The 20,855-nt window shown below is 70.6% G+C and carries 15 protein-coding genes; 11 read left to right on the forward strand and 4 right to left on the reverse strand.

From position 1 onward, the window contains the following. The first annotated feature begins 163 nt into the window (after positions 1 to 163). From E1295_RS02445 to gatB, 4 genes are all read left to right on the forward strand, one after another. Entirely contained in the window at positions 164 to 2,236 is a 2,073-nt protein-coding gene (locus E1295_RS02445) for a putative bifunctional diguanylate cyclase/phosphodiesterase (RefSeq protein WP_132627995.1), read from the forward strand. 383 nt (positions 2,237 to 2,619) lie between these two features. After that, complete coding sequence (gene gatC / locus E1295_RS02450) at positions 2,620 to 2,919, forward strand: Asp-tRNA(Asn)/Glu-tRNA(Gln) amidotransferase subunit GatC (RefSeq protein ID WP_132627996.1); 300 nt, start codon at positions 2,620 to 2,622, stop codon at positions 2,917 to 2,919. Then, positions 2,916 to 4,406, forward strand: coding sequence for an Asp-tRNA(Asn)/Glu-tRNA(Gln) amidotransferase subunit GatA (gene gatA, locus E1295_RS02455; RefSeq protein WP_132627997.1), 1,491 nt, complete (start codon positions 2,916 to 2,918; stop codon positions 4,404 to 4,406). Before gatC ends, gatA begins: the two co-directional genes overlap by 4 nt. Positions 4,407 to 4,408: 2 nt before the next feature. After that, positions 4,409 to 5,896 carry an Asp-tRNA(Asn)/Glu-tRNA(Gln) amidotransferase subunit GatB gene (gene gatB, locus E1295_RS02460; RefSeq protein WP_132628092.1) on the forward strand — a complete coding sequence of 496 codons (1,488 nt, stop codon included), beginning with the start codon at positions 4,409 to 4,411 and terminating at the stop codon, positions 5,894 to 5,896. A gap of 137 nt (positions 5,897 to 6,033) precedes the next feature. Here the strand turns inward: gatB and E1295_RS02465 are convergent, their stop codons facing one another. The 3 genes from E1295_RS02465 to E1295_RS02475 are packed head-to-tail and all read right to left on the reverse strand — an operon-like array spanning position 6,034 to position 9,008. Further along, positions 6,034 to 7,554, reverse strand: coding sequence for a tripartite tricarboxylate transporter permease (locus E1295_RS02465; RefSeq protein ID WP_132627998.1), 1,521 nt, complete (start codon positions 7,552 to 7,554; stop codon positions 6,034 to 6,036). Then, entirely contained in the window at positions 7,555 to 8,040 is a 486-nt protein-coding gene (locus tag E1295_RS02470; protein WP_132627999.1) for a tripartite tricarboxylate transporter TctB family protein, read from the reverse strand. After that, positions 8,040 to 9,008, reverse strand: a complete 969-nt coding sequence (locus E1295_RS02475) for a tripartite tricarboxylate transporter substrate binding protein (RefSeq protein ID WP_132628000.1) — start codon at positions 9,006 to 9,008, stop codon at positions 8,040 to 8,042. The genes E1295_RS02470 and E1295_RS02475 overlap by 1 nt, the downstream gene beginning before the upstream one ends. A gap of 166 nt (positions 9,009 to 9,174) precedes the next feature. Here E1295_RS02475 and E1295_RS02480 point away from each other — a divergent pair, with 166 nt between their 5' ends. The 3 genes from E1295_RS02480 (at position 9,175) to E1295_RS02490 (ending at position 13,495) form a co-directional block, all read left to right on the forward strand. Continuing rightward, positions 9,175 to 10,752: an ATP-binding protein gene (locus tag E1295_RS02480; protein WP_246079792.1), complete on the forward strand. Its 1,578-nt coding sequence runs from the start codon at positions 9,175 to 9,177 to the stop codon at positions 10,750 to 10,752. Then, positions 10,749 to 11,411, forward strand: a complete 663-nt coding sequence (locus tag E1295_RS02485; protein ID WP_181957945.1) for a response regulator — start codon at positions 10,749 to 10,751, stop codon at positions 11,409 to 11,411. Before E1295_RS02480 ends, E1295_RS02485 begins: the two co-directional genes overlap by 4 nt. A 92-nt stretch (positions 11,412 to 11,503) precedes the next feature. After that, on the forward strand, positions 11,504 to 13,495 hold the full coding sequence (locus E1295_RS02490) for a VanW family protein (RefSeq protein WP_132628001.1): 1,992 nt from the start codon (positions 11,504 to 11,506) through the stop codon (positions 13,493 to 13,495). A gap of 5 nt (positions 13,496 to 13,500) precedes the next feature. Here the strand turns inward: E1295_RS02490 and E1295_RS02495 are convergent, their stop codons facing one another. After that, positions 13,501 to 14,574, reverse strand: a complete 1,074-nt coding sequence (locus tag E1295_RS02495) for a PQQ-dependent sugar dehydrogenase (protein WP_132628002.1) — start codon at positions 14,572 to 14,574, stop codon at positions 13,501 to 13,503. 38 nt (positions 14,575 to 14,612) lie between these two features. On the opposite strand from E1295_RS02495, the gene E1295_RS02500 reads away from it, so the two are divergent. From E1295_RS02500 to ilvN, 4 genes are all read left to right on the forward strand, one after another. Continuing rightward, entirely contained in the window at positions 14,613 to 15,521 is a 909-nt protein-coding gene (locus tag E1295_RS02500; RefSeq protein ID WP_132628003.1) for a 2-hydroxyacid dehydrogenase, read from the forward strand. Between the two features lie 259 nt (positions 15,522 to 15,780). Next, positions 15,781 to 18,384, forward strand: coding sequence for a putative bifunctional diguanylate cyclase/phosphodiesterase (locus E1295_RS02505; protein WP_342775825.1), 2,604 nt, complete (start codon positions 15,781 to 15,783; stop codon positions 18,382 to 18,384). 205 nt (positions 18,385 to 18,589) lie between these two features. Then, the gene (locus tag E1295_RS02510) at positions 18,590 to 20,329 is read left to right on the forward strand and encodes an acetolactate synthase large subunit (RefSeq protein ID WP_132628004.1); all 1,740 of its coding nucleotides are present in this window, start codon (positions 18,590 to 18,592) and stop codon (positions 20,327 to 20,329) included. After that, complete coding sequence (gene ilvN / locus E1295_RS02515; protein WP_132628005.1) at positions 20,322 to 20,846, forward strand: acetolactate synthase small subunit; 525 nt, start codon at positions 20,322 to 20,324, stop codon at positions 20,844 to 20,846. The genes E1295_RS02510 and ilvN overlap by 8 nt, the downstream gene beginning before the upstream one ends. Positions 20,847 to 20,855 lie beyond the last annotated feature (9 nt).

The raw sequence follows: 20,855 nt of genomic DNA on the forward strand, positions 1-20,855 counted from the left end.
GTGCGCGGGTGGGGTGGGGGTCGCAGCGTGCATGGTGGGCTACGGAGGGTGTTTTCTGGGTATATGTCGGAAAGGAGAAGTGACGGAACGTACGCGCTTGGTTTCGCGAAGTGGGGTGAAGGTCGTACCCTCCCATAGTGACCTAATGGGGGTTCTGTTACCGATGACTGACCCAACCGACACCCGCGATACCGGCCCACGCGTCGGCACGCCGTTGTGGGCGTTTCTCGCGGGCATCACCGTGATCGGGTTCACCGCACTCGTGGTGGCCATGCTCAGGCTCGACATCTCCGAGCTGGTGGAACTCGGCCGCACGCCGCTGTTCTGGGTGCTGGCCGTGCTGGTGATCCTGGGCGAGCTCAGGCCCGTCATGGTGTCATCAGCGGCGGCAGTGGGCGGCACCTACCCCTCCACCATGTTCACCTTCGCCGTGCTCCTGCACTTCGGGCTGCCCTGCGCGGTGCTCATGCAGGGGGTCGCGGTGGCCATGAACGGCGTGGTGACGCGCAAGTCGTGGCATCGGGTCATGTTCAACATCGCGCAGTCGACCCTCGCGCTCACCGCCGCGGGCGTGGTGCTGGGGACGTTCGGCATCGTGCCGAGTCCCGCCCTGCCATGGGTGCCCGGCGGCGGAAACCTGCTGGCGATCGGGCTGGCAGGGATCGCGTACTTCGCGACGAGGGCGACCCTCGTGTGCAGTGCGGTCGCGCTGCACGAGCGGCGTTCGCTCAGCCGCGTGCTGAAGGCGACCGTCGGCCCGCAGAGCCTCGTCTACGCCGGCCTGCTCGGCCTGGCGCCGCTGGTCGTCGTGGTCATGAGCCATTCGCCTGGCCTGGTGCCGCTCTTCGTCGCGCCTCTGGCCGCCGTCTATTTCACCGCCACGCTGTCCATGCGCCGTGACCATCAGGCGATGCACGACGAGCTGACCGGCCTGCCCAACCGCAAGCTGCTCATCGTCAGCACGGAGGAGGCGCTCGCCGAGGCCAGGCAGGACGAGCGGGTCGGACTGTTCCTGCTGGACCTCGACCGGTTCAAGGAGGTCAACGACACGATGGGCCATCCGGTGGGTGACCGCCTGCTGCAGATGGTCGCACATCGCCTCACCCATTCCGTACGCCCTGGAGACGTCGTGGCCCGGCTGGGCGGCGACGAGTTCGCCGTGCTGCTGCCCTCGATCAGGGACACCCACGCGGCCAGGGAGGTCGCGGCCAGGCTGCGTGCGGCGCTGACCGAGCCGGTGCGCCTGGAGGGCATGACCTTCGACGTGGACGGTTCCGTCGGCATCGCGCTCTATCCGGATCACGCCCCCGACTTCGAGCTGCTGCTCCAGCGCGCCGACGTGGCGATGTACCTCGCCAAGGAGGGCCGTACGGGCGTGGAGCTCTACCAGCCCGACAAGGACAGGAACTCGCCGGAACGCCTGAGCCTGCTCGGCGACCTGCGCCGCGCCATCGACAACCGCGAGCTGCGCCTGCACTACCAGCCCAAGGTCAGCCTCGGCACGGGAACGGTGCAGGGGGTGGAGGCGCTGCTGCGCTGGCGCCATCCGGCGAACGGGCCGATCCCGCCGTCCGATTTCGTCCCGCTGGCCGAGCAGTCCTACCTGATGCGCCAGTTGACCGCGTACGTCATCGACGAGGCGCTGGAGCAGGCCGCCCGCTGGTGGCACACGGGGCTCCGGGTGCAGATCTCGGTCAACATCTCGGCCCGCGACCTGCTCGACTCCGCGCTGCCGGAACGGCTGGAGGTCGGGCTGGCGAAATACGGGCTGCCGCCCGCGGCCATTCAGCTGGAGGTCACCGAGCGCATCCTGACGGGCGACCAGGCCTACACCCAGGAGACGATCAAGGCGCTGGCCACGCTCGGTGTTCCGCTGGCCATCGACGACTTCGGCACCGGCTATTCCTCGCTGATCAGGCTCCAGCGCCTGGCGGTGTCGGAGGTCAAGATCGACGCGTCGTTCGTGAGCAGGATCGGCGAGTCGGAGGACGACGAGAGGATCGTGCGCTCGATCGTCGATCTGGTGCGCTCGCTGGGCCTGCGTTCGGTCGCGGAGGGCGTCGAGTCCGACGAGGTGGCCATCCGCCTGGCGGACATGGGGTGCGACGTGGGGCAGGGGTGGCTGTTCTGCGAACCCATGCCGGCCGCGGACGCCGCGGCCTGGCTGCGTGACCACGCCGAGGCGGTGCCGAAGGTCGGTTTCGGCTACACGCCGGAGATCACCCGCACGGCGTAAGGTTGGGTAGTCATATCGATACAGGAGTTCACTTCTGCCAAGCACGCTCCTGCACAGGAGAGACCTGAAGCTGTACGTCGCTCCGTTGAGAACGGCGTGATCGTTCGACGACTGGGTGCAGCGCACTGTGCTCGCCCTTTGGCCGCCGCTGTTCAGGGAAACCCGGACCTCCTTGAGGAAGCGGAGGTGCGTGATGCCGCGCTATGCCTGGTGAGCGCGCGAGGACGGCGACGTGCGCAGGGTCGGGCTGGAGGAGTTGTACGGATGAGTCCGTCCGTCGCGCGGCCGTGTTGCCAGGGAGTTAACCGTTCGGGCGTGGTTCGTCAAGCCCTCTAGGATGGCAGTGTCCGAAGACTCCATCCACGAAACGGGTTCAACGACTCATGTCCGCCATAACCCGCGACGAGGTCGCACACCTGGCCCGGTTGTCCAGGCTGGCGCTCACCGGTGACGAGCTCGACCACTACGCCACCCAACTCGATGCCATCATCGAGGCGGTCGCGAAGGTGGCCGAGGTCGCCGCCGAAGATGTGCCGCCATCGTCGCACGCGCTTCCGCTGACCAATGTCTACCGTGCCGACGAGGTGCGACAGTCCCTGACGCCCGAGCAGGCGCTGGCCGGTGCTCCCGCCGTCGAGGACGACCGATTCCGGGTGCCGCGCATCCTCGGGGAGGAGGCATGAGTCTCATCCGCAAGACCGCCGCCGAGCTGGGCTCGATGATCGCCGCGGGTGAGGTGTCGTCGGTCGAGGTGGCCGAGGCGCATCTCGACCGCATGGCCGAGGTGGAGCCCAAGGTCCAGGCGTTCCTCCACGTCGATCGCGAGACGACGGTCGAGCAGGCGCGGGCCGTCGACGAGAGGCTGAGGGCCGGGGAGAAGCTGGGGCCGCTGGCCGGGGTGCCGATCGCGCACAAGGACATCTTCACCACGCGCGACATGCCGACGACGGCCGCGTCCAAGATCCTCGAAGGCTGGAAGCCGCCCTACGACGCGACCGTCACCAGGCGGCTGCGCGAGGCGGGGCTGGTCATCCTCGGCAAGACCAACCTCGACGAGTTCGCCATGGGCTCTTCCACGGAGAACTCCGCGTACCACACGACGCGCAACCCGTGGGACCTGACGAAGGTGCCGGGTGGTTCGTCCGGCGGGTCGAGCGCGGCCGTGGCGTCCTACGAGGCGCCGCTGTCCACGGGCACTGACACGGGTGGTTCGATCCGGCAGCCGGCCTCGGTCACCGGCATCGTGGGGATGAAGCCGACCTACGGTGGTTCCTCCCGTTACGGGCTGATCGCGTTCGCGAGCTCGCTCGACACGCCTGGGCCGTTCGCCCGCACCGTGCTCGACGCGGCGCTGCTGCAGGAGGCGTTCTCGGGGCACGACCCGATGGACTCGACCTCCATCGACGCGCCCGTGCCCTCGGTGGTCGAGGCGGCCAGGCACGCCGACGTCGCCGGCATGCGGATCGGCGTGGTCAAGGAGCTGGCGGGCGACGGCTACCAGCCGGGTGTGCTGGCCCGCTACCACGAGGCCGTGCAGCTTCTCGAGTCGCTCGGGGCCAAGGTCGTCGAGGTCTCGTGCCCGTCGTTCACCACCGCCCTCTACGCCTACTACCTGGTCGCGCCTTCTGAGTGCTCGTCCAACCTGGCGCGCTTCGACGCGATGCGCTACGGCCTGCGCGTCGGCGACGACGGCACCCGCAGCGCCGAGGAGGTCATGGCGCTGACCAGGGCCGCCGGGTTCGGCCCCGAGGTCAAGCGGCGCATCATGCTGGGCACGTACGCGCTGTCGAGCGGCTACTACGACGCTTACTACGGCCAGGCGCAGAAGGTGCGCACGGTCATCTCCCGCGAGTTCGAGGCCGCCTACGAGCAGGCCGACGTGCTGGTGTCGCCGACCACGCCGACCACGGCGTTCGCGATCGGCGAGCGGGTCGACGACCCGATGGCGATGTACCTCGCCGACCTGTGCACCATCCCGTCCAACATGGCCGGCAACGCGGCCATCTCGGTGCCGTGCGGGCTGGCCGACGAGGACGGCCTGCCGGTGGGCCTGCAGATCATGGCGCCCGTGCTGGCCGACGACCGCTGCTACCGCGTCGGCGCCGCCGTGGAGCAGGCCCTGGAGAGCCGCTGGGGCGGCCCGTTGCTGAAGGAGGCCCCGTCGCTATGACCATGGTCTATGACGAAGCGCTCGACGCGTTCGAGCCGGTGCTCGGGCTGGAGACGCACGTCGAGCTGGGCACCGCGTCGAAGATGTTCTGCGGCTGCAGGACGGCGTTCGGCGCCCCGCCCAACACGCAGGTCTGCCCGACCTGCCTGGCGCTGCCGGGTGCGCTGCCGACGGCCAACGCCATGGCCATCGAGTCGACGATCCGCATCGGCCTGGCGCTGAACTGCTCGATCGCCGAATGGTGCCGCTTCGCCCGGAAAAACTACTTTTATCCGGACATGCCGAAGAACTACCAGATCTCCCAGTACGACGAGCCGCTCTGCTTCGACGGCTACGTCGACGTCGAGGTCGACGGCAAGACCGTGCGCATCGAGATCGAGCGGGTGCACCTGGAGGAGGACACCGGCAAGTCCACCCACGTGGGCGGCGCCACCGGGCGCATCCACGGGGCCGACTACTCGATCGTCGACTACAACCGGGCCGGCATCCCGCTCGTCGAGATCGTGACCAAGCCCATCCCGGGCACCGACCGGCTCGCGCCGGAGGTGGCCAGGGCCTACGTCACCGAGCTGCGCGAGATCATGCGCTCGCTGGGCGTCTCCGACGTACGCATGGAGGAGGGCTCGCTGCGCTGCGACGTCAACGTCTCCCTCATGCCGCGCGGCGCGTCCGAGTGGGGCACCCGCACCGAGACGAAGAACGTCAACTCGCTGCGCAGCGTCGAGCGGGCCGTCCGCAGCGAGATCGAGCGGCAGGCGGGCGTCCTCGCCGGCGGCGGGAAGATCGTCCAGGAGACCCGGCACTTCCACGAGGACACCGGCACCACCACGTCCGGCAGGTCCAAGGAGGAGGCGCAGGACTACCGCTACTTCCCCGAGCCCGACCTGGTGCCGATCGCGCCCGACCCGGCCTGGGTGAGCGAGCTGAAGACGGCGCTGCCCGAGCTGCCGTCGGTCAGGCGCAAGCGGCTGCAGGCCGAGTGGGGGCTGTCCGACCTCGACATGCAGGCCATGCGCAACGCCGACGCGATCGACCTGGTCGAGGCCACGGTCGCGGCGGGGGCGCCGCCCGCCGACGCGCGCAAGTGGTGGATGGGCGAGCTGGCGCGGCGGGCCAACGAGACCGCCACCCCGCTGGCCGACCTGCCCATCACCCCGGACGACATCGCCAGGGTGACCAAGCTGGTCACCTCGGGGGCGCTCAACGACAAGCTGGCGCGCGAGGTGCTCGAAGGCGTCATGGCCGGCGAGGGCACGCCCGACGAGGTGGTCGAGAAGCGCGGGCTGCGGATCGTCAACGACGAGGGCGAGCTGTCGGCGATCATCGACCAGGTGCTGGCCGACAACGCCGACGCGGCCGACAAGGTGCGCTCCGGCAAGATCGCCGCGGCCGGTGCGCTGGTGGGCGGCGTCATGCGGGCCAGCAAGGGTAAGGCCGACGCGGCCCGTGCCCGTCAGCTGATCCTGGAGAAGCTCGGCGTCTCCGAGTAGAACCGGCCTCTCACGGCTGCCGGGCCCCGCCGCTATAACGGCGGGGCCCGGCGCCTCTTCCCACGCCGTACGGTCGTCTCGTCCCGGAACAAGCGGGCGGTCGCCCGCCAGGAGCGGGCGGCGGCGTCAGCGCGCGGTCACTCGTTCCGGGAGGGCGGGACCGCGTCCGCGGTGCGGCGGGTCAGCATCCTTCTGAGCAGCGGCGTGAGCAGCGCGAGCAACGCCAGCACCAGTAGCACGACCGCGATCGGGCTGCGCACCAGTACGCTCACGTCGCCCGCGCCGATGGCCAGCGCCCTGCGGAGCTGGATCTCCGCCATCGGGCCCAGGATCATGCCGATCACCGCCGGGGCGACCGGCAGGCCGAAGCGCCGCATGGCGTAGCCGAGCAGGCCGAGCACATAGAGCACGAACAGGTCCACCACGGTGCCGTTCACGGTGTAGACCCCGAGCGCGGCGAACAGGATGATCCCGGCGTACAGGTACGGGCGGGGGACCCGCAACACGCGCGCCCACAGCGGCGCCATGGGCAGGTTGAGCACCAGCAGCATCGTGTTGCCGATGAACAGTGAGGCGATCATGCCCCACACCAGCGCGGGGTTGTGGTCGAACAGTTGCGGCCCGGGCTGCAGCCCGTACTGCTGGAAGGCGGCCAGCAGAATCGCGGCCGTGGCCGACGTGGGCAGGCCCAGCGTCAGCAGCGGGACGAGGGTGCCGGCGGCGGAGGCGTTGTTGGCGGCCTCCGGTCCGGCGACGCCCTCGATCGCGCCGTGGCCGTATTCCTCGCGGGCCACGCCGCGCGCCAGGCGCTTCTCGGCCGCGTACGACAGGAACGTGGGGATCTCGGCGCCGCCGCCGGGCAGCGCGCCGAAGGGGAAGCCCAGCGCGGTGCCGCGCAGCCAGGGCCGCCACGACCGGCCCCAGTCGGAGCGGCCCATCCACGCCCGGCCGACGGGCACCACCTCGGGCATGGCGTGGCGCAGCCGCGAGGCGACGTAGAGGGACTCGCCGAGCGCGAATAGGCCGACCGCCACGATGACCACGTCGATGCCGTCGAGCAGTTGCGGGATGCCCAGCGTGAGCCGGGCCTGGCCGGTCTGCTGGTCGATGCCGATCAGCCCGATCACGAGGCCGAGCCCGAGGGAAGCCAGGCCGCGTACGACAGAGCGGGACAACACGGACGACACGGCGGTGAACGCGAGCACGGCCAGCGCGAAGTAGTCCTCCGGACCGAACGAGATGGCGAAGCTCACCACGGCGGGCGCCGCCACGACCAGCAGCGCGGTGGCGATCGTCCCGGCCACGAACGAGCCGATGGCCGCCGTGGCCAGCGCCTGGGCGGCCCGGCCCCGCCTGGCCATCTTGTTGCCCTCCAGCGCCGTGATCATGGAGGCGGACTCGCCCGGCGTGTTGAGCAGGATGGAGGTGGTGGAGCCGCCGTACATGCCGCCGTAGTAGATGCCGGCGAACATGATGAACGCGCTGGCGGGCGGCACCGTGAAGGTCACGGGCAGCAGCAGCGCCACCGTCATCGCGGGCCCGATGCCGGGCAGTACGCCGACGAGCGTGCCGAGCGTGACGCCGATGAGCGCGTACATGAGGTTGACCGGGGTGAGTGCGGCGGTGAAACCGTCGAGCAGGAGCTGCAGCGAATCCACCTAGATCACCCCCGTCAGCGGCCCGCCGGGCAGCGACACGCCGAGCCCCTTGACGAACAGCAGGTACGTGGCGATGCCCATGACGACGGCGATCACGGCGGCGCGCGGCTTGTGCTCGGCGCCGAGCACCACGGCGAGCCCGAAGAAGAGCAGGCTCGCCGCGATGATCCAGCCGAGCACGTTCAGCAGCGCGCTGAACGCAAGGAAGATCCCGCTGACCAGGCCGACGCTGCGCCAGTCGGCGGGCGCGTCGGCGTCGATGTCCTCGCTCTCCTCGGGGTCGCCACGCCCGCCGCGCAGGACGTCGGCGACGTAGAACAGGCCGATGAGCACCATGGCTCCCCCCACCAGCATGGGGAAGAAGCGCGGCCCGAGGCCGAGCTGGGAGGCCGCCGCGGAGACGTCGAGCGTACCGACCACGACGAGCACGCCCAGCACCAGCACGACGAGCGCCAGCCCGAGCTCGGGCCGCCACCAGCGGGCCATCAGGAGACGAGCCCCATCTCGGCGATGATCGCCTTGACCCTGGTCTGCTCGGCGGCCAGGTAGTCGGCGAACTGCTGCCCGGTCTGGAACGAGTCGATCCAGCCGTTCTTGGCCACCGCGTCCTTCCACGGCTGCGCGTCGTGCATCTTGGTGACCAGGTCGGTCAGCGCCTTCGTGTCGGCGTCGGAGAGCCCGGCGGGGGCGACGAAGCCGCGCCAGTTGGCCAGCTCGACGTCGAGCCCGGCCTCCTTCAGGGTGGGCGCGTCGAGGCCCGGCAGCCGCTCGCCCGAGGTGACGCCCAGCGCGCGCAGCTTGCCCGACTTCACGTGCTCGGCGAACTCGGCCACGCCCGAGATGCCCGCGCTCACCTTGTTGCCGAGGAGTTCGTTGAGCGCCTCGCCGCCGCCCGAGTGGGCGATGTAGTTGACCTGCTTGGGGTCGATGCCGGCGGCCTTGGCCATCAGGCCGGCCACGATGTGGTCGGTGCCGCCGGCGGACCCGCCGGAGATGGACACCTTCGCGGGGTCGGCCTTCCAGGCCGCCACCATGTCGTCCAGCGTCTTGAACGGCGACGCGGCGGGCACGACGACGATCTCGTACTCCTCGGTCAGCTTGGCGATGGGCGTGGTCTCCGCCAGCGTGACCTTCGACTTGTTCTGCTCGATGGCGCCCACCATGACCAGGCCCATGGTCATCAGCAGGTTGCCGTTGCCCTTCTCGCCGGCGAGCTGGGCCAGGCCGATCGTGCCTCCGGCGCCGGGAACGTTGTACACCTCGACCTTGCGCTGCGGGTCGGCGGCCTTGATGGCCTGTTCGGCGATGCGGGAGGTCTGGTCCCAGCCACCGCCGGGCGCGGCCGGGGCCATGATCCGCAGCGGCGAGGCGGCCGAGGTGCCCGTCGTCTCGCCACAGCCGGTCAGCGCACCTAGGGAGAGTGCCGCGAGGGCGGCGAATACGCGCAAGCGCATGATCACTCCAGGAAAGGGTTTGCACGGTTACGAAACCCGGATCGTGAAGCCCCTACCCTGCGGAGTCGAGCCTTTGCGCGGTTGCCGTCATAGTGGTCGTATTGGTCGCGGGTTCCCGCGGCGTCCCCGCGACCTGGCCGTGACCTCGATTTGTTTCCATGTGCCCGTGAGACGGGTTCGTGAGGCCTCACTCGGGACCCAGCTGTTCGTGCTCCAGATGGTGATCGTGCTGCTCGCCGTCGGAGGCACCGCGGGCGTGTGGGCCGAGCACACGCGTGACCAACTGGCCTCGCTCCACCAGCAGCGGGCACTGGCGATCGCGCAGTCGGTGGCCGCGCTTCCGCAGGTCCGGGAGGCGTTCGGGCGCAGCGACCCGGAGGCGGTGCTGCAGCCGCTGGCGATGAGCGTCCAGCAGGAGACCGGCGCCGACTACGTGGTGATCGCCAACACCGACCAGAAACGTTACGCCCATCCCAACGCCTCGTTGATCGGCAAGCAGCTGTCCACCGACGGCAGCACGGTGCTCAGGACGGGCCGCAGCTGGGTCGGCAAGGAGACCGGCACGATCGGCACCACGGTCAGGGGCAAGACGCCCATCCGTGACGAATACGGCGAAATCATCGGCCTGGTCTCGGTCGGCGTGCTGGAGACCACGGTCATCAGCGAGGTCGTCGACGCGCTCCCGCCGCTGGTCTGGACGGCGCTCGCCGTACTGCTGGCCGGGCTCGCGCTGGCGGCGCTGATCACCGCGCGGGTGCGCCGGCAGACGTTCGGCCTGGAGCCGCGGGAGATCGCCACCCTGCTGGAGCAGCGCGAGGGCGTGCTGCACGGCGTCAAGGAGGGCGTGCTGGCGCTCGACCTCGACGGGCGCGTCACGCTGGTCAACGACGCCGCCCGCGAACTGCTGGGCGACGTGGGCGCCGACCTGACCGAGATGCCGGTCTCCGAGCGCATGCGCGACGTGCTCGGGGGCGCCGACCCGGGCGAGGACCGCGTCGTGCTGCACGGCGAGCGCGTGCTGGTGCTCAACCGCACCCCGGTGTCCGTACGCGGCCGGCACAGCGGCTGGGTGGTGACCCTGCGCGACCGCACCGAGCTCGTCCATCTGGCGCGCGAGCTCGACGACGCCAGCAGCGCGACGGAGGCGCTGCGGGCGCAGGCGCACGAGTTCGCCAACCGCATGCACACCGTCGTCGGCCTGCTGGAGCTGGGCGAGTTCGACGCGGCGATCGGCTTCATCACCCGCACCACCGGCGGCGCCTACGCGGCCGACCTGCGCGAGCGCGTCCAGGACCCGACCCTGGCCGCACTGTTGCTGGCCAAGTCCGCGGCGGCGGCCGAGCGGGGCGCCACGCTGGTGTTGTCGGACGACTCGTCCGTGCCGGCCGGCCTGATCGGCGACCCGCAGGACGCGGTGCTGGTGGTGGGCAACCTGGTCGCCAACGCCATCGACGCCCTCGACGGCGCCGGGGGCACGATCGAGGTGTCGGTGCAGGCCGATCACGCCGGTCTGCGGGTGCGCGTCGGCGACTCCGGCCCTGGCATCGCCCCCGACCTGGTGGAGGAGGTCTTCAGGGAGGGCTTCACGACCAAGGCCGCCCGGTCGGGGCCGCGCGGCCTCGGCCTGGCGCTGACCCGGCAGGCGTGCCTGCGCAGAGGAGGCTGGGTGCGGGTGGGCAACTCGGGCGGCGCCGTCTTCACCGCCCTCCTTCCGGTGGCGGAGCGGGCGAGGGTCGGGTCGTGAACGACATCAGGGTGCTCGTGGTGGACGACGACTTCATGGTCGCGCGGATCCACAGCGGCTACGTCTCCCGCGTACCGGGGTTCAGCGTGGTCTCCGTGGCCCACACCGGGGCCGGCGCGCTGGCCGCGGCGGCGGAGCTCCGGCCCGATCTGGTGCTGCTCGACATCTACCTGCCCGACATGTCCGGGCTTGAGGTGCTCAAGGTGCTCAACGACGTGGACGTCCTCATGATCAGCGCGGCCCGTGACGTGCCCACGGTCAAGGAGGCGATGCGCGGCGGCGCGGTCAACTATCTGATCAAGCCGTTCACCGCCGCCGCGCTGACCGAGCGCCTCCAGCAGTACGCCGACACCCGCAGCCGCATCACCGCCATCGGCCCGCAAGCGCGCCAGGACGACGTCGACCGGCTCTTCGGCACCCCCATGACGACGGCCCCCATGCCGAAGGGGCTGTCCCCGGCGACGTGCGCGCTGGTCGCCGACAGCCTGCGGGAGGCCGGCCGCGACCTGTCGGCGACCGAGGCCGCCCAGCTCACGGGCCTGTCACGGGTGAGTGCCCGCCGCTATCTCGAATACCTGTGCGCGGCGGGGAAGACCGAACTCCGGCCGCGTTACGGCACGGCCGGTCGTCCGGAACATCGCTACCGGTGGCTAGGTTGACACACTTCCGTAGTCATTTCCCGTGACATATGCCGATCCGCGTGCCTTACTGTTGCCTGAGACTTGGCTGCGGACCGGGAGGAGATTGAGGCGTGCGAAACGCCGGACCGATCGAATCACCGACCGACCCGTTCGCCTCGGTGCCACTGCCCACGTCGAGCGTCTCCAAGAAGCCGCGGATCGAAGGCCTGCCCCCGGGAGTCTCCCGGGACATCTTCGGACCGCCGGAACGTCAGGAGTCCCGGCCGGCCCAAGCCCCGAGCGCCGCGGGCGGTCCTTCGAACGGCGCACTGCCCCCGGCGCCGCCACCGGCGCAGCCGTGGCCGATGGCGGGCAAGGACTCAGGCTCGCCCGCTCCCGCGTTCGGCGGCCAGAGCCCGCGCGAGAGCCCGCCCGCCTTCGAGCCCGAACCGCGACGGCGGCGGCTCCTGCCCGGCCTGCTCACGCTCCTCCTGGTGATCGGCGTGCTGTCGTACGTCGTGCCCGCCGTGCTCATGTCCGGCAGCGTGCTGCGCGGCACCCGCGTGTCGGGGGTCGACATCGGCGGGCTGACCGTCACCCAGGCGGCCGACAAGCTGCGCACCGAGCTCGCCACCCAGCTGAGCAAGCCGGTCATCGCCGACATCGGCGGCAAGAAGGACACCATCCAGCCCGACGAGGCCGGGCTGGAGCTCGACGTGGTCGGCACGATCGGCCAGGCGCCCAGCGGCTTTCCCAGCCCGCAGGAGGTGTGGCGCGGCCTGACCGGCACCACCGACCTCGAACCGAAGATCAACATCGACACCTCGCAGCTCACCAGGACCGTCGAGGGCCTGGCCGAGTCCGTCGACAAGCGCGCTCAGGAGGGCCGGGTGGCCTTCTCCGGGCTGACGCCGAGGGCCCGCCAGCCGGAGGACGGCGTGCTGCTCGACAGGGACGACGCCGTGAAGCGGATCGGCGACGCCTTCCTGCGGGGCGGCGGCGCCGTCGTGCTCACTCTGCGGCCGTCCAAGCCCGTCACCACCCCTGGGGCCGTCAGGGCAGCCCTGACGAAAGCCAAGCGGGCCGTCGCCGCTCCCATCACGCTCACCCTCGACGGCAAGCAGGCGCAGGTCCCGCCCGCCGCGATCGCGGCCAACCTGTCCTTCGCCTCCGACGGCAGCGGCGGGCTCGCGCCGCAGTTCGACGCCAAGGCGGTGCTCGCCGACGTGGAGAGCGACCTGGTCTCCGCCGCCCAGCAGCCGCGCGACGCCACGTACGAGATCGTGAACGGCAAAGCGGTCCTGGTGCCCGCCCGCACCGGCCGAGGCGTGAACGACAAGCTGCTGGCCAGGGACGCCGAGAAGGTGTTCGCCGAGGGCGGCGAGCGCACGATCCCCGTCCGCCTGGGCACGGTCGCCCCCGAGGTCGCGACCTCGGAGATCCGCGGCCTCGGCATCAAGGAGACCCTGGCCACCTTCACCACGAACTTCGCCTGCTGCCAGCCGCGCGCCAAGAACATCCAGCGGATGGCGGAGGAGCTCGACGGCCACATCGTCAAGCCGGGGGAGACCTTCTCGATCAACGACGTGGTGGGCGAGCGCACCGTCGAGGACGGCTACGCCGAGGCCGCGGAGACCGTCGGCGGGCGCCTGGTCAACATCGTCGGCGGCGGGGTCTCGCAGTTCGCCACGACGATGTACAACGCGGCGTACTTCAGCGGGCTGGAGGACGTCGAGCACAAGCCGATGGACTACTACACCGACCAGTTCCCGGCCGGGCGCGACGTCGCGCTGCTCTACCCCGAGACCGACCTGAAGTGGCGCAACGACTCGGACAACGGCGTGCTGATCAAGACCGCGTCCACGCAGACGTCGGTGACGGTGGCGCTCTGGGGCGTCAAGCGGTACGACAAGATCGAGGCGGTCGAGTCGGAGCGGCGGGACTTCACCCAGTTCCGCCGGGAGACCAGCAACGCGCCCGGCTGCCTGCCGACGACGGGCGCCCAGGGGTTCACCATCGACGTCATGCGGGTGTTCCACAAGGACGGCCGCGTGGTCAAGAAGGACGACAAGCTGACCACCAAGTACCGTCCGCAGCCCCAGACCACGTGCACCGCCTCCTGAACCGGTCACGAGGTGGGCACGGACAGGATGCGATCGTCGCCCTCCCTGGGTGAGCCCCTGCCGTCCTTGTTGCTGGTGCCCACCCACAGGGTCCCGTCAGGGGCGGCGGTGACCGCGCGGAGGCGGCCGTAGCGGTCGGCGAAGTGCGCGACCGGGCGGCCCGCGGCGCCGTCGGAGCCGAGCGGCACCTGCCACAGGCGCTGCCCGCGCAGGGCTCCCGCCCAGAGCGAGCCCCCGGCGTACGCCAGGCCGGAGGGTGAGGCCTCGTCGGTGGACCAGGTGACGATCGGGTTCACGAACCGCTCGTCGTCGCCCCTGCCCTCGACCTCCGGCCAGCCGTAGTTGGCGCCCGGCTCGATCAGGTTGATCTCGTCGTAGGTGTTGGCGCCGAACTCGGAGGCGTACAGGCGGCCCGAGTCGTCCCACGCCAGACCTTGGACGTTGCGGTGGCCGTAGCTGTAGACGAGCGTGCCGAACGGGTTGCCGGGGGCGGGCACGCCGTCCGCGGTCATGCGCAGGATCTTGCCCGCCAGGGAGTCGCGCTGCTGGGCCAGGTCGCGGTCGCCGGTCTCGCCGGTGGAGGCGTACAGGTGGCCGTCGGGGCCGAACGCCAGCCTGCCGCCGTTGTGGTTGCTGCCCTTGGGGATGCCCTCGACGATCACCCGCCGGTCGCCGAGCGTGTCGCCGGCCAGCCGGTAGCGGACGATCCGGTTGTCCTCGGCGGCGGTGTAGTAGAGGAAGACGTGCTGGTCCTTGACCGCGACGCCCATCAGGCCGCCCTCGCCGTCCGGCACCACGCCCTCGATCGTGGCGAGCTCGCTCACCTGGCCGTTCTGGGCGACCCGCAGCAGCCTCGCGGTGTCGCGCTCGGTGACCAGGGCACCGCCGCCGGGCAGGAACGCGATCGCCCACGGCACGGCCAGCCCCGTGGCCACGTCCGTCGGGTCCGCGGCCGGCCCCGCCGCCGACACCGCGGCCGTCGGCCGCACCTCGCCCCCGGCGGTGGAGCAGCCGGCCAGTCCCGCCGGCAGCACGGACAGCGCCAGGACCGCGCAGAGCTTCCTCATGTGCATCCTCATGTGCTCCATACTTCCCCGGGAGTCGTAAGGTTCTGCGCATGAAGACCTGGGTTCCGTCCGAATCGGCGGCTGATGTCCTTTCCGACCTGCCAGGGGTCGACTGCGCGGTGTACAACAGCACGACCCCGATGCCGCAGGGCGTCGAGGAGGTCGAGGTCTGGATCCCGCCGCTGGTGACCGTGCCCGACGTGCGGGGGACGATGGCGCGGATGACCTCGTTGCGGCTCGTGCAGACCGTGACCGCGGGGGTGGAGCCGTACCGTCCGCACATCCCCGAGGGCGTGACGTTGTGCAACGCGCGCGGTGTGCACGACGCGGGCACCGCGGAGTGGGCGGTCGGGGCGATGGTGGCGGTGCTGCGGGAGTTCCCCGCGTTCGTGGACGCGCAGCGCAGGGGCGAGTGGACCTACCGCCACACCGGCGTCCTCGCCGACTCGACCGTGCTCATCGTCGGTTACGGCTCCATCGGGGCGGCGCTGGAGCGGCGGCTCGCCGGGTTCGAGGTGGAGGTCGTACGCGTGGCGAGGACCGCCCGCGACGGCGTGCACGGCATGGCCGACCTGCCCGCGCTGCTGCCGGCGGCGGACGTCGTGGTGCTGCTCGTGCCCGCCACGGCAGACACGGCCGGCATGGTGGACGCCGCGTTCCTGGCCGGCATGAAGGACGGCGCCGTGCTCGTCAACGCCGCCCGCGGCGGGATCGTGGACACCGATGCCCTGATCGCCGAGCTGAAGACGGGCAGGCTGCGCGCCGCTCTCGACGTGACGGCGCCGGAGCCGCTGCCGGAGGGTCATCCTCTTTGGAGCGCGCCAGGCGTGCTGATCACCCCGCACGTCGCGGGCAGCACTCCCGCGTCGGAGCGGCGCGTGCTCCGGCTCATCCGGGCCCAGCTGGAGCACTATCTCGCAGGTGAACCGCTGGTCAATGTCATAACCGACACGTACTGAGAGGATTCCGGAACGTGGCTGGTCCGTGACCTGGGGTGCGTACCGTTACGTTTGCAGAGAGTTCCTGACTCACTGTCAAGGCGCTCTTGGCAGCAATCGGTCCGTGTGGTTATCAGATCGGTGACGACATCGGCGTTGTCACCACCCGCGCACTCACAACCGCACACACTGGCGAAGTGTCCGCCGGGCTTCGGCGGTCATGGGTGCAGAGCACGAGACGGGATGGGCAACGACTGTGATCCGCTGGCGTGATCCAAGGGTGCCGCTGACCGCGGCGGCGGCGGTCGGTGTGGTGGCGTTCGCCGCCGCGCTCCTCGCAGGCGGTCAGGCCTTGCTCACCGGCGCGGTCGCGGGAGGGCTCGCGGCGCTCGCCGCCGCCGGCGCCCTGCTGATGGCCTCGGTGAAGCCGGCCGTGCCGCGGCCCATGGCGATGGGCGCGCGCTGGATGGGCGGCGGTGCCGTCATCTGGGCCGCCGGCGTGGCGCTGCGTCCCTTCGCCGAAAGCTTCGTGGTCAGCTTCGCCGACATGTTCGTGCTGCTCGGCGCCGGAGTCACGGCCGGTGGCGCCCTGATCGCCGCCGACCGCACGTTCCCGGCCAGGGCCGTTTTGCGGCAGGTCACCGATGCCTACCTGTGCGCCGCCTCGCTTTTCCTCATCGGCTGGGTGGTGGCGCTCCGGCATGTCTACGCCAACGCCGCCGACCCCGCGGCCTTCACCTTCGTGATGTTGCCGCCGATGATCGCGCTGCTGGTCACGTTCGCCGTGATCCCGTCCGTGCTCACCAGCAAGGCCGGCTCATGGCTGCTCGGGCTGGCCGGCGTCGGCGTGCTCGCCGCCATGACGGTGGCCGGCCTCGCGGTCGGGATCGCGCGGCTCGACGGCGGCGAGGCGCCGCTGTGGAGCGTCATGCTCGCGCCGGTCGCCTTCCTGCTGCTGGCCGCCGTCCCGTGGGGGCCGCAGGGCAGGCAGGCGGGCGGTTCCGCCGTGGCCGGCGTCATCGGCGTGGTGCCGCTGGCACTGGTCGCCGTCGCGGCCTGCACGCTGCTCGCGCACCTGGCCGGCGGGCCGAAAGGGCCGCCGATCACCGGCGTCGTGGTGGTCGCGGTCTCCGTCGTGCTGCTCCTGCTCGTACGCCTGTTCGTGGTGTCGGCGACCAACCTGCGCCTGCGCGGCCTGGTCAAGCTCGGCGAGCGGCAGCTCAGGGAGCTGGCGGAGAGCACCGGCGACGTGGTGCTGCTCTGCGACTACGAGGGCGTGGTGCGTGAGATCGGCGCCGGGGTCGAGGCCACCTACGGCTACCGCCCCGGCCAGCTGGTGGGCGGGTCGATCTTCGACTACATCCACCCGGAGGACGTGCCCGGCATCCAGGTCGCGATGCGGGCCATGCACCTCGACGAGGAGGGCGCCTCGCCGGGCGCCTGCCTGATCGCGTGCCGGGTGCGGGCCGCCGACGGCACCTGGCGTCCCACCGAGTCGGTGGCCACCCGCCACGTACGCGGCGACGAGCTGATGCTGGTGACCACCAGAGACGTCAGCGACGAGGAGGCCCTGCGCAACCAGGTCGCCCACCTCACCTTCCACGACGGCATCACCGGGCTGCCCAATCGCGCCTACTTCGAGGAGCGCACCCGTGAGGTGCTCTCGGGCCGCACGCCGGGCACCGGTGGGGCCAACGTCGCGGTGATCTTCCTCGACCTCGACGGGTTCACCTCGGTCAACGACTCCGTCGGTCACGCCAGCGGCGACTACCTCCTCGGCCAGGCCGCCAGGCGGCTGCGCGGCGCCGTGCGGGCCGACGACACGCTCGCCCGGTGGGGCGGCGACGAGTTCGCGGTGCTCGTGGAGACCGGCGGCGAGGCGCAGCTCGCGGTCGACCTGGCCGAGCGGCTGGTCCGCGCGGTCTCACAGGAGCCGTTCCGCGTCGCCGACCGCGACGTGGCCCTGACCGCCAGCGTGGGCGTGGCCTTCACCGAGGACGACATGCCCGCCGGCGACCTCATCCGCAACGCCGACGTCGCCATGGCACGCGCCAAAGAGCTCGGCGGGCGGCGGGTCGAGGTGTTCGCCGCGCAGATGCACGCCGACGTCGTACGCCGCCTGGAACTGGCCGCGGACCTGCAGCGGGCGCTGATCGAGCAGCAGTTCGCCATCGAATACCAGCCGGTGGTCGACCTCGCGACGTCGCGGGTGACCGCGGTCGAGGCGCTGGTGCGGTGGTGGCGCGGGTCGGTGTTCGTGCCGCCCGAGCAGTTCCTCGGCCCGGCCGAGGACACCGGCCTGATCGTGCCGCTGGGCGAGTGGATCCTGCGCGAGTCGTGCCGCGAGGTGGCCGCCTGGCGGGCCGAGTCGTGGGACATCGGCCTGTCGCTCAACCTGTCGGCCCGCCAGATCACCGCGCCCCGGTTCGTCGAGACCGTGGAGGAGGCGCTGGCCGAGAGCGGGCTGCCGGCCTCCGCGCTCACCCTCGAGGTGATCGAGGAGATGCTGGTCGAGGACGCCGAGGAGACCATCAAGCGGCTGTCCGAGCTGCGGGCGCTCGGCGTGCGCCTGGCCATCGACGACTTCGGCACCGGCTACGCGTCGCTGGCCTTCCTCCGGCAGTTGCCCGTCGACATGATCAAGATCGACCCGTCGTTCGTGTCGGGGCTGGGCAAGGACGACACGCTGACGCTGCTCACGCGGACGATCGTGCGGCTCGGCCACGACCTCGGGCTCATCGTGGTGGCCGAGGGCATCGAGCGTCCCGGGCAGCTGGAGCTGCTGAAGGAGATGGGCTGCACGCGGGGGCAGGGCTTCCTGGTGGCCAGGCCCATGGCGGCCAGGGGCGTCGACTCCCTGATGCGGACGAGTCTCACCGTTTGAGACATGTGTCCACCAAGTTGACACTGGGGCGTTCGGAGCGGCTATCGTGTAAGCCATGCTTCGCAGTGAGATTCTCGTAGTACTTCGCTGGCGCGCAGGCCGATAGCGAAGCACGACGACCTGCGCGCCGCCCCAGCCCCACCCCTTCGGTGGGACGGGGCCTTTTTTATGTCCTTAAGCGAGTAGCCACGCAAGGAACGAGCCGATGACCGAACGCATGACAGGTGCGCAGTCCCTGGTGAGGGCGCTGGAGCACATGGAAGTCGACACAGTGTTCGGGATCCCAGGCGGCGCCATTCTGCCGGCCTACGATCCTCTCTACGACTCGACCAAGGTCCGGCACGTCCTCGTACGCCACGAGCAGGGCGCCGGTCATGCCGCCGAGGGCTACGCGCAGGCGACGGGCCGGGTCGGGGTCTGCATGGCGACCAGCGGACCCGGCGCCACCAACCTGGTGACGCCGATCGCCGACGCGTACATGGACTCGGTGCCCATCGTGGCGATCACCGGGCAGGTGGCGAGCGCGGCCATCGGCACCGACGCGTTCCAGGAAGCCGACATCTCCGGCATCACCATGCCGATCACGAAGCACAACTTCCTGATCACCGATCCCGCGGACATCCCGCGTACGATCATGGAGGCCTTCCACATCGCCTCGACCGGCCGTCCGGGGCCGGTGCTCGTCGACATCTCGAAGGACGCGCTGCAGGCCGAGACCACCTTCAGCTGGCCGCCGGCCATGCAGCTGCCCGGCTACCGCCCCGTCACCAGGCCCCACTCCAAGCAGATCCGCGAGGCCGCCAAGCTGATCGCCGAGGCCAGGCGCCCGGTGCTGTACGTCGGCGGCGGCGTGCACAAGGCGGGCGCGTCGGCCGAGCTGCTCCAGCTGGCCGAGCTGACCAACATCCCGGTCATCACCACCCTGATGGCCAGGGGCACCTTCCCCGACAGCCACCCCCAGCACATGGGGATGCCGGGGATGCACGGCAGCGTCGCGGCCGTCGGCGCGCTCCAGCAGTCCGACCTGATCGTCGGCCTGGGCGTGCGCTTCGACGACCGGGTGACCGGCAAGCTGTCGTCCTTCGCGCCGCGCGCGAAGGTCGTGCACGCCGACATCGACCCGGCGGAGATCTCGAAGAACCGCCACGCCGACGTCCCGATCGTGGGCGACTGCAAGGAGGTCATCAGCGACCTCGTCGCCACGATCCAGGCGTCGGAGGAGCGCGGCGACTACGCCGACTGGTGGACGGTGCTCGACGGCTACAAGGCCACCTACCCGCTGGGCTACGACACGTTCGAGGACGGCTCGCTGGCCCCGCAGTACGTGATGGAACGGCTCGGCGCCATCGCCGGCCCCGACACCTACTACGTGGCCGGGGTGGGGCAGCACCAGATGTGGGCCTCGCAGTTCATCGGCTACGAGAAGCCGGGCACGTTCATCAACTCCGGCGGTCTCGGCACCATGGGCTTCGCCGTGCCGGCCGCGATGGGCGCGAAGATGGGCCGCCCCGACGCCACGGTGTGGGCCATCGACGGCGACGGCTGCTTCCAGATGACCAACCAGGAGCTCGCCACCTGCGCCCTCGAAGGCGTGCCGGTCAAGATCGCGGTCATCAACAACGGTAATCTCGGCATGGTCCGCCAGTGGCAGACGCTGTTCTACGACGAGCGTTACTCCAACACCGACCTGCAGACGACGCGCCGCATCCCGGACTTCGTCAAGCTGGCCGAGGCCTATGGTTGTGTGGGTCTGCGTTGCGAGCGTCCAGAAGACGTCGACGCGACGATCGAGAAGGCCATGGAGATCAACGACGTTCCCGTCGTGGTCGACTTCGTCGTCCACCAGGACGCCATGGTCTGGCCCATGGTCGCGGCGGGCACCAGCAACGACGACATCAAGATCGCCCGTGACATGGCGCCGAAGTGGGAGAACGAGGATGAGTAGACACACCCTCTCCGTGCTCGTCGAGAACAAGCCGGGCGTGCTCGCGCGGGTGTCGGCGCTGTTCAGCCGCCGGGGCTTCAACATCGACTCGCTGGCCGTCGGGCCGACCGAGCACGACGACATCTCGCGGATGACGATCGTGGTCAACGTCGAGGAGCTGCCTCTCGAGCAGGTCACCAAACAGCTCAACAAGCTGGTGAACGTGCTCAAGATCGTCGAGCTCGACCCGGCGCAGTCCGTGCAGCGCGAGCTGACGCTGATCAAGGTCAAGGCCGACGCCGAGAGCCGCTCCCACGTGCTGGAGCTCGTCCAGCTCTTCCGGGCCCGCTGCATCGACGTGGCGTCCGACGCCGTGACCATCGAGGTCACCGGCACTCCCGACAAGCTCGAGGCGTTCGTGAAGGTTCTCGAGCCGTTCGGCATCAAAGAACTCGTACAGTCGGGCATGGTGGCCATCGGCCGCGGCGCCCGTTCCATCACCGACCGGTCCCTCAGGGCACTGGACCGTACCGCCTGAAAGGTTTTG

It is taken from the genome of Nonomuraea mesophila (assembly GCF_004352805.1).
In the GTDB taxonomy this organism is placed as follows: domain Bacteria; phylum Actinomycetota; class Actinomycetes; order Streptosporangiales; family Streptosporangiaceae; genus Nonomuraea; species Nonomuraea longispora.

Bases quoted from the DNA above. Each gene is read 5' to 3' on its own strand.
- gatB (WP_132628092.1), top strand. From the start codon at position 4,409: ATGGTCTATGACGAAGCGCTCGACGCGTTCGAGCCGGTGCTCGGGCTG.
- E1295_RS02510 (WP_132628004.1), top strand. From the start codon at position 18,590: ATGACCGAACGCATGACAGGTGCGCAGTCCCTGGTGAGGGCGCTGGAG.
- E1295_RS02475 (WP_132628000.1), bottom strand. From the start codon at position 9,008: ATGCGCTTGCGCGTATTCGCCGCCCTCGCGGCACTCTCCCTAGGTGCG.
- gatC (WP_132627996.1), top strand. From the start codon at position 2,620: ATGTCCGCCATAACCCGCGACGAGGTCGCACACCTGGCCCGGTTGTCC.
- E1295_RS02470 (WP_132627999.1), bottom strand. From the start codon at position 8,040: ATGGCCCGCTGGTGGCGGCCCGAGCTCGGGCTGGCGCTCGTCGTGCTG.
- ilvN (WP_132628005.1), top strand. From the start codon at position 20,322: ATGAGTAGACACACCCTCTCCGTGCTCGTCGAGAACAAGCCGGGCGTG.
- E1295_RS02500 (WP_132628003.1), top strand. From the start codon at position 14,613: ATGAAGACCTGGGTTCCGTCCGAATCGGCGGCTGATGTCCTTTCCGAC.
- E1295_RS02445 (WP_132627995.1), top strand. From the start codon at position 164: ATGACTGACCCAACCGACACCCGCGATACCGGCCCACGCGTCGGCACG.
- E1295_RS02495 (WP_132628002.1), bottom strand. From the start codon at position 14,574: ATGAGGATGCACATGAGGAAGCTCTGCGCGGTCCTGGCGCTGTCCGTG.
- gatA (WP_132627997.1), top strand. From the start codon at position 2,916: ATGAGTCTCATCCGCAAGACCGCCGCCGAGCTGGGCTCGATGATCGCC.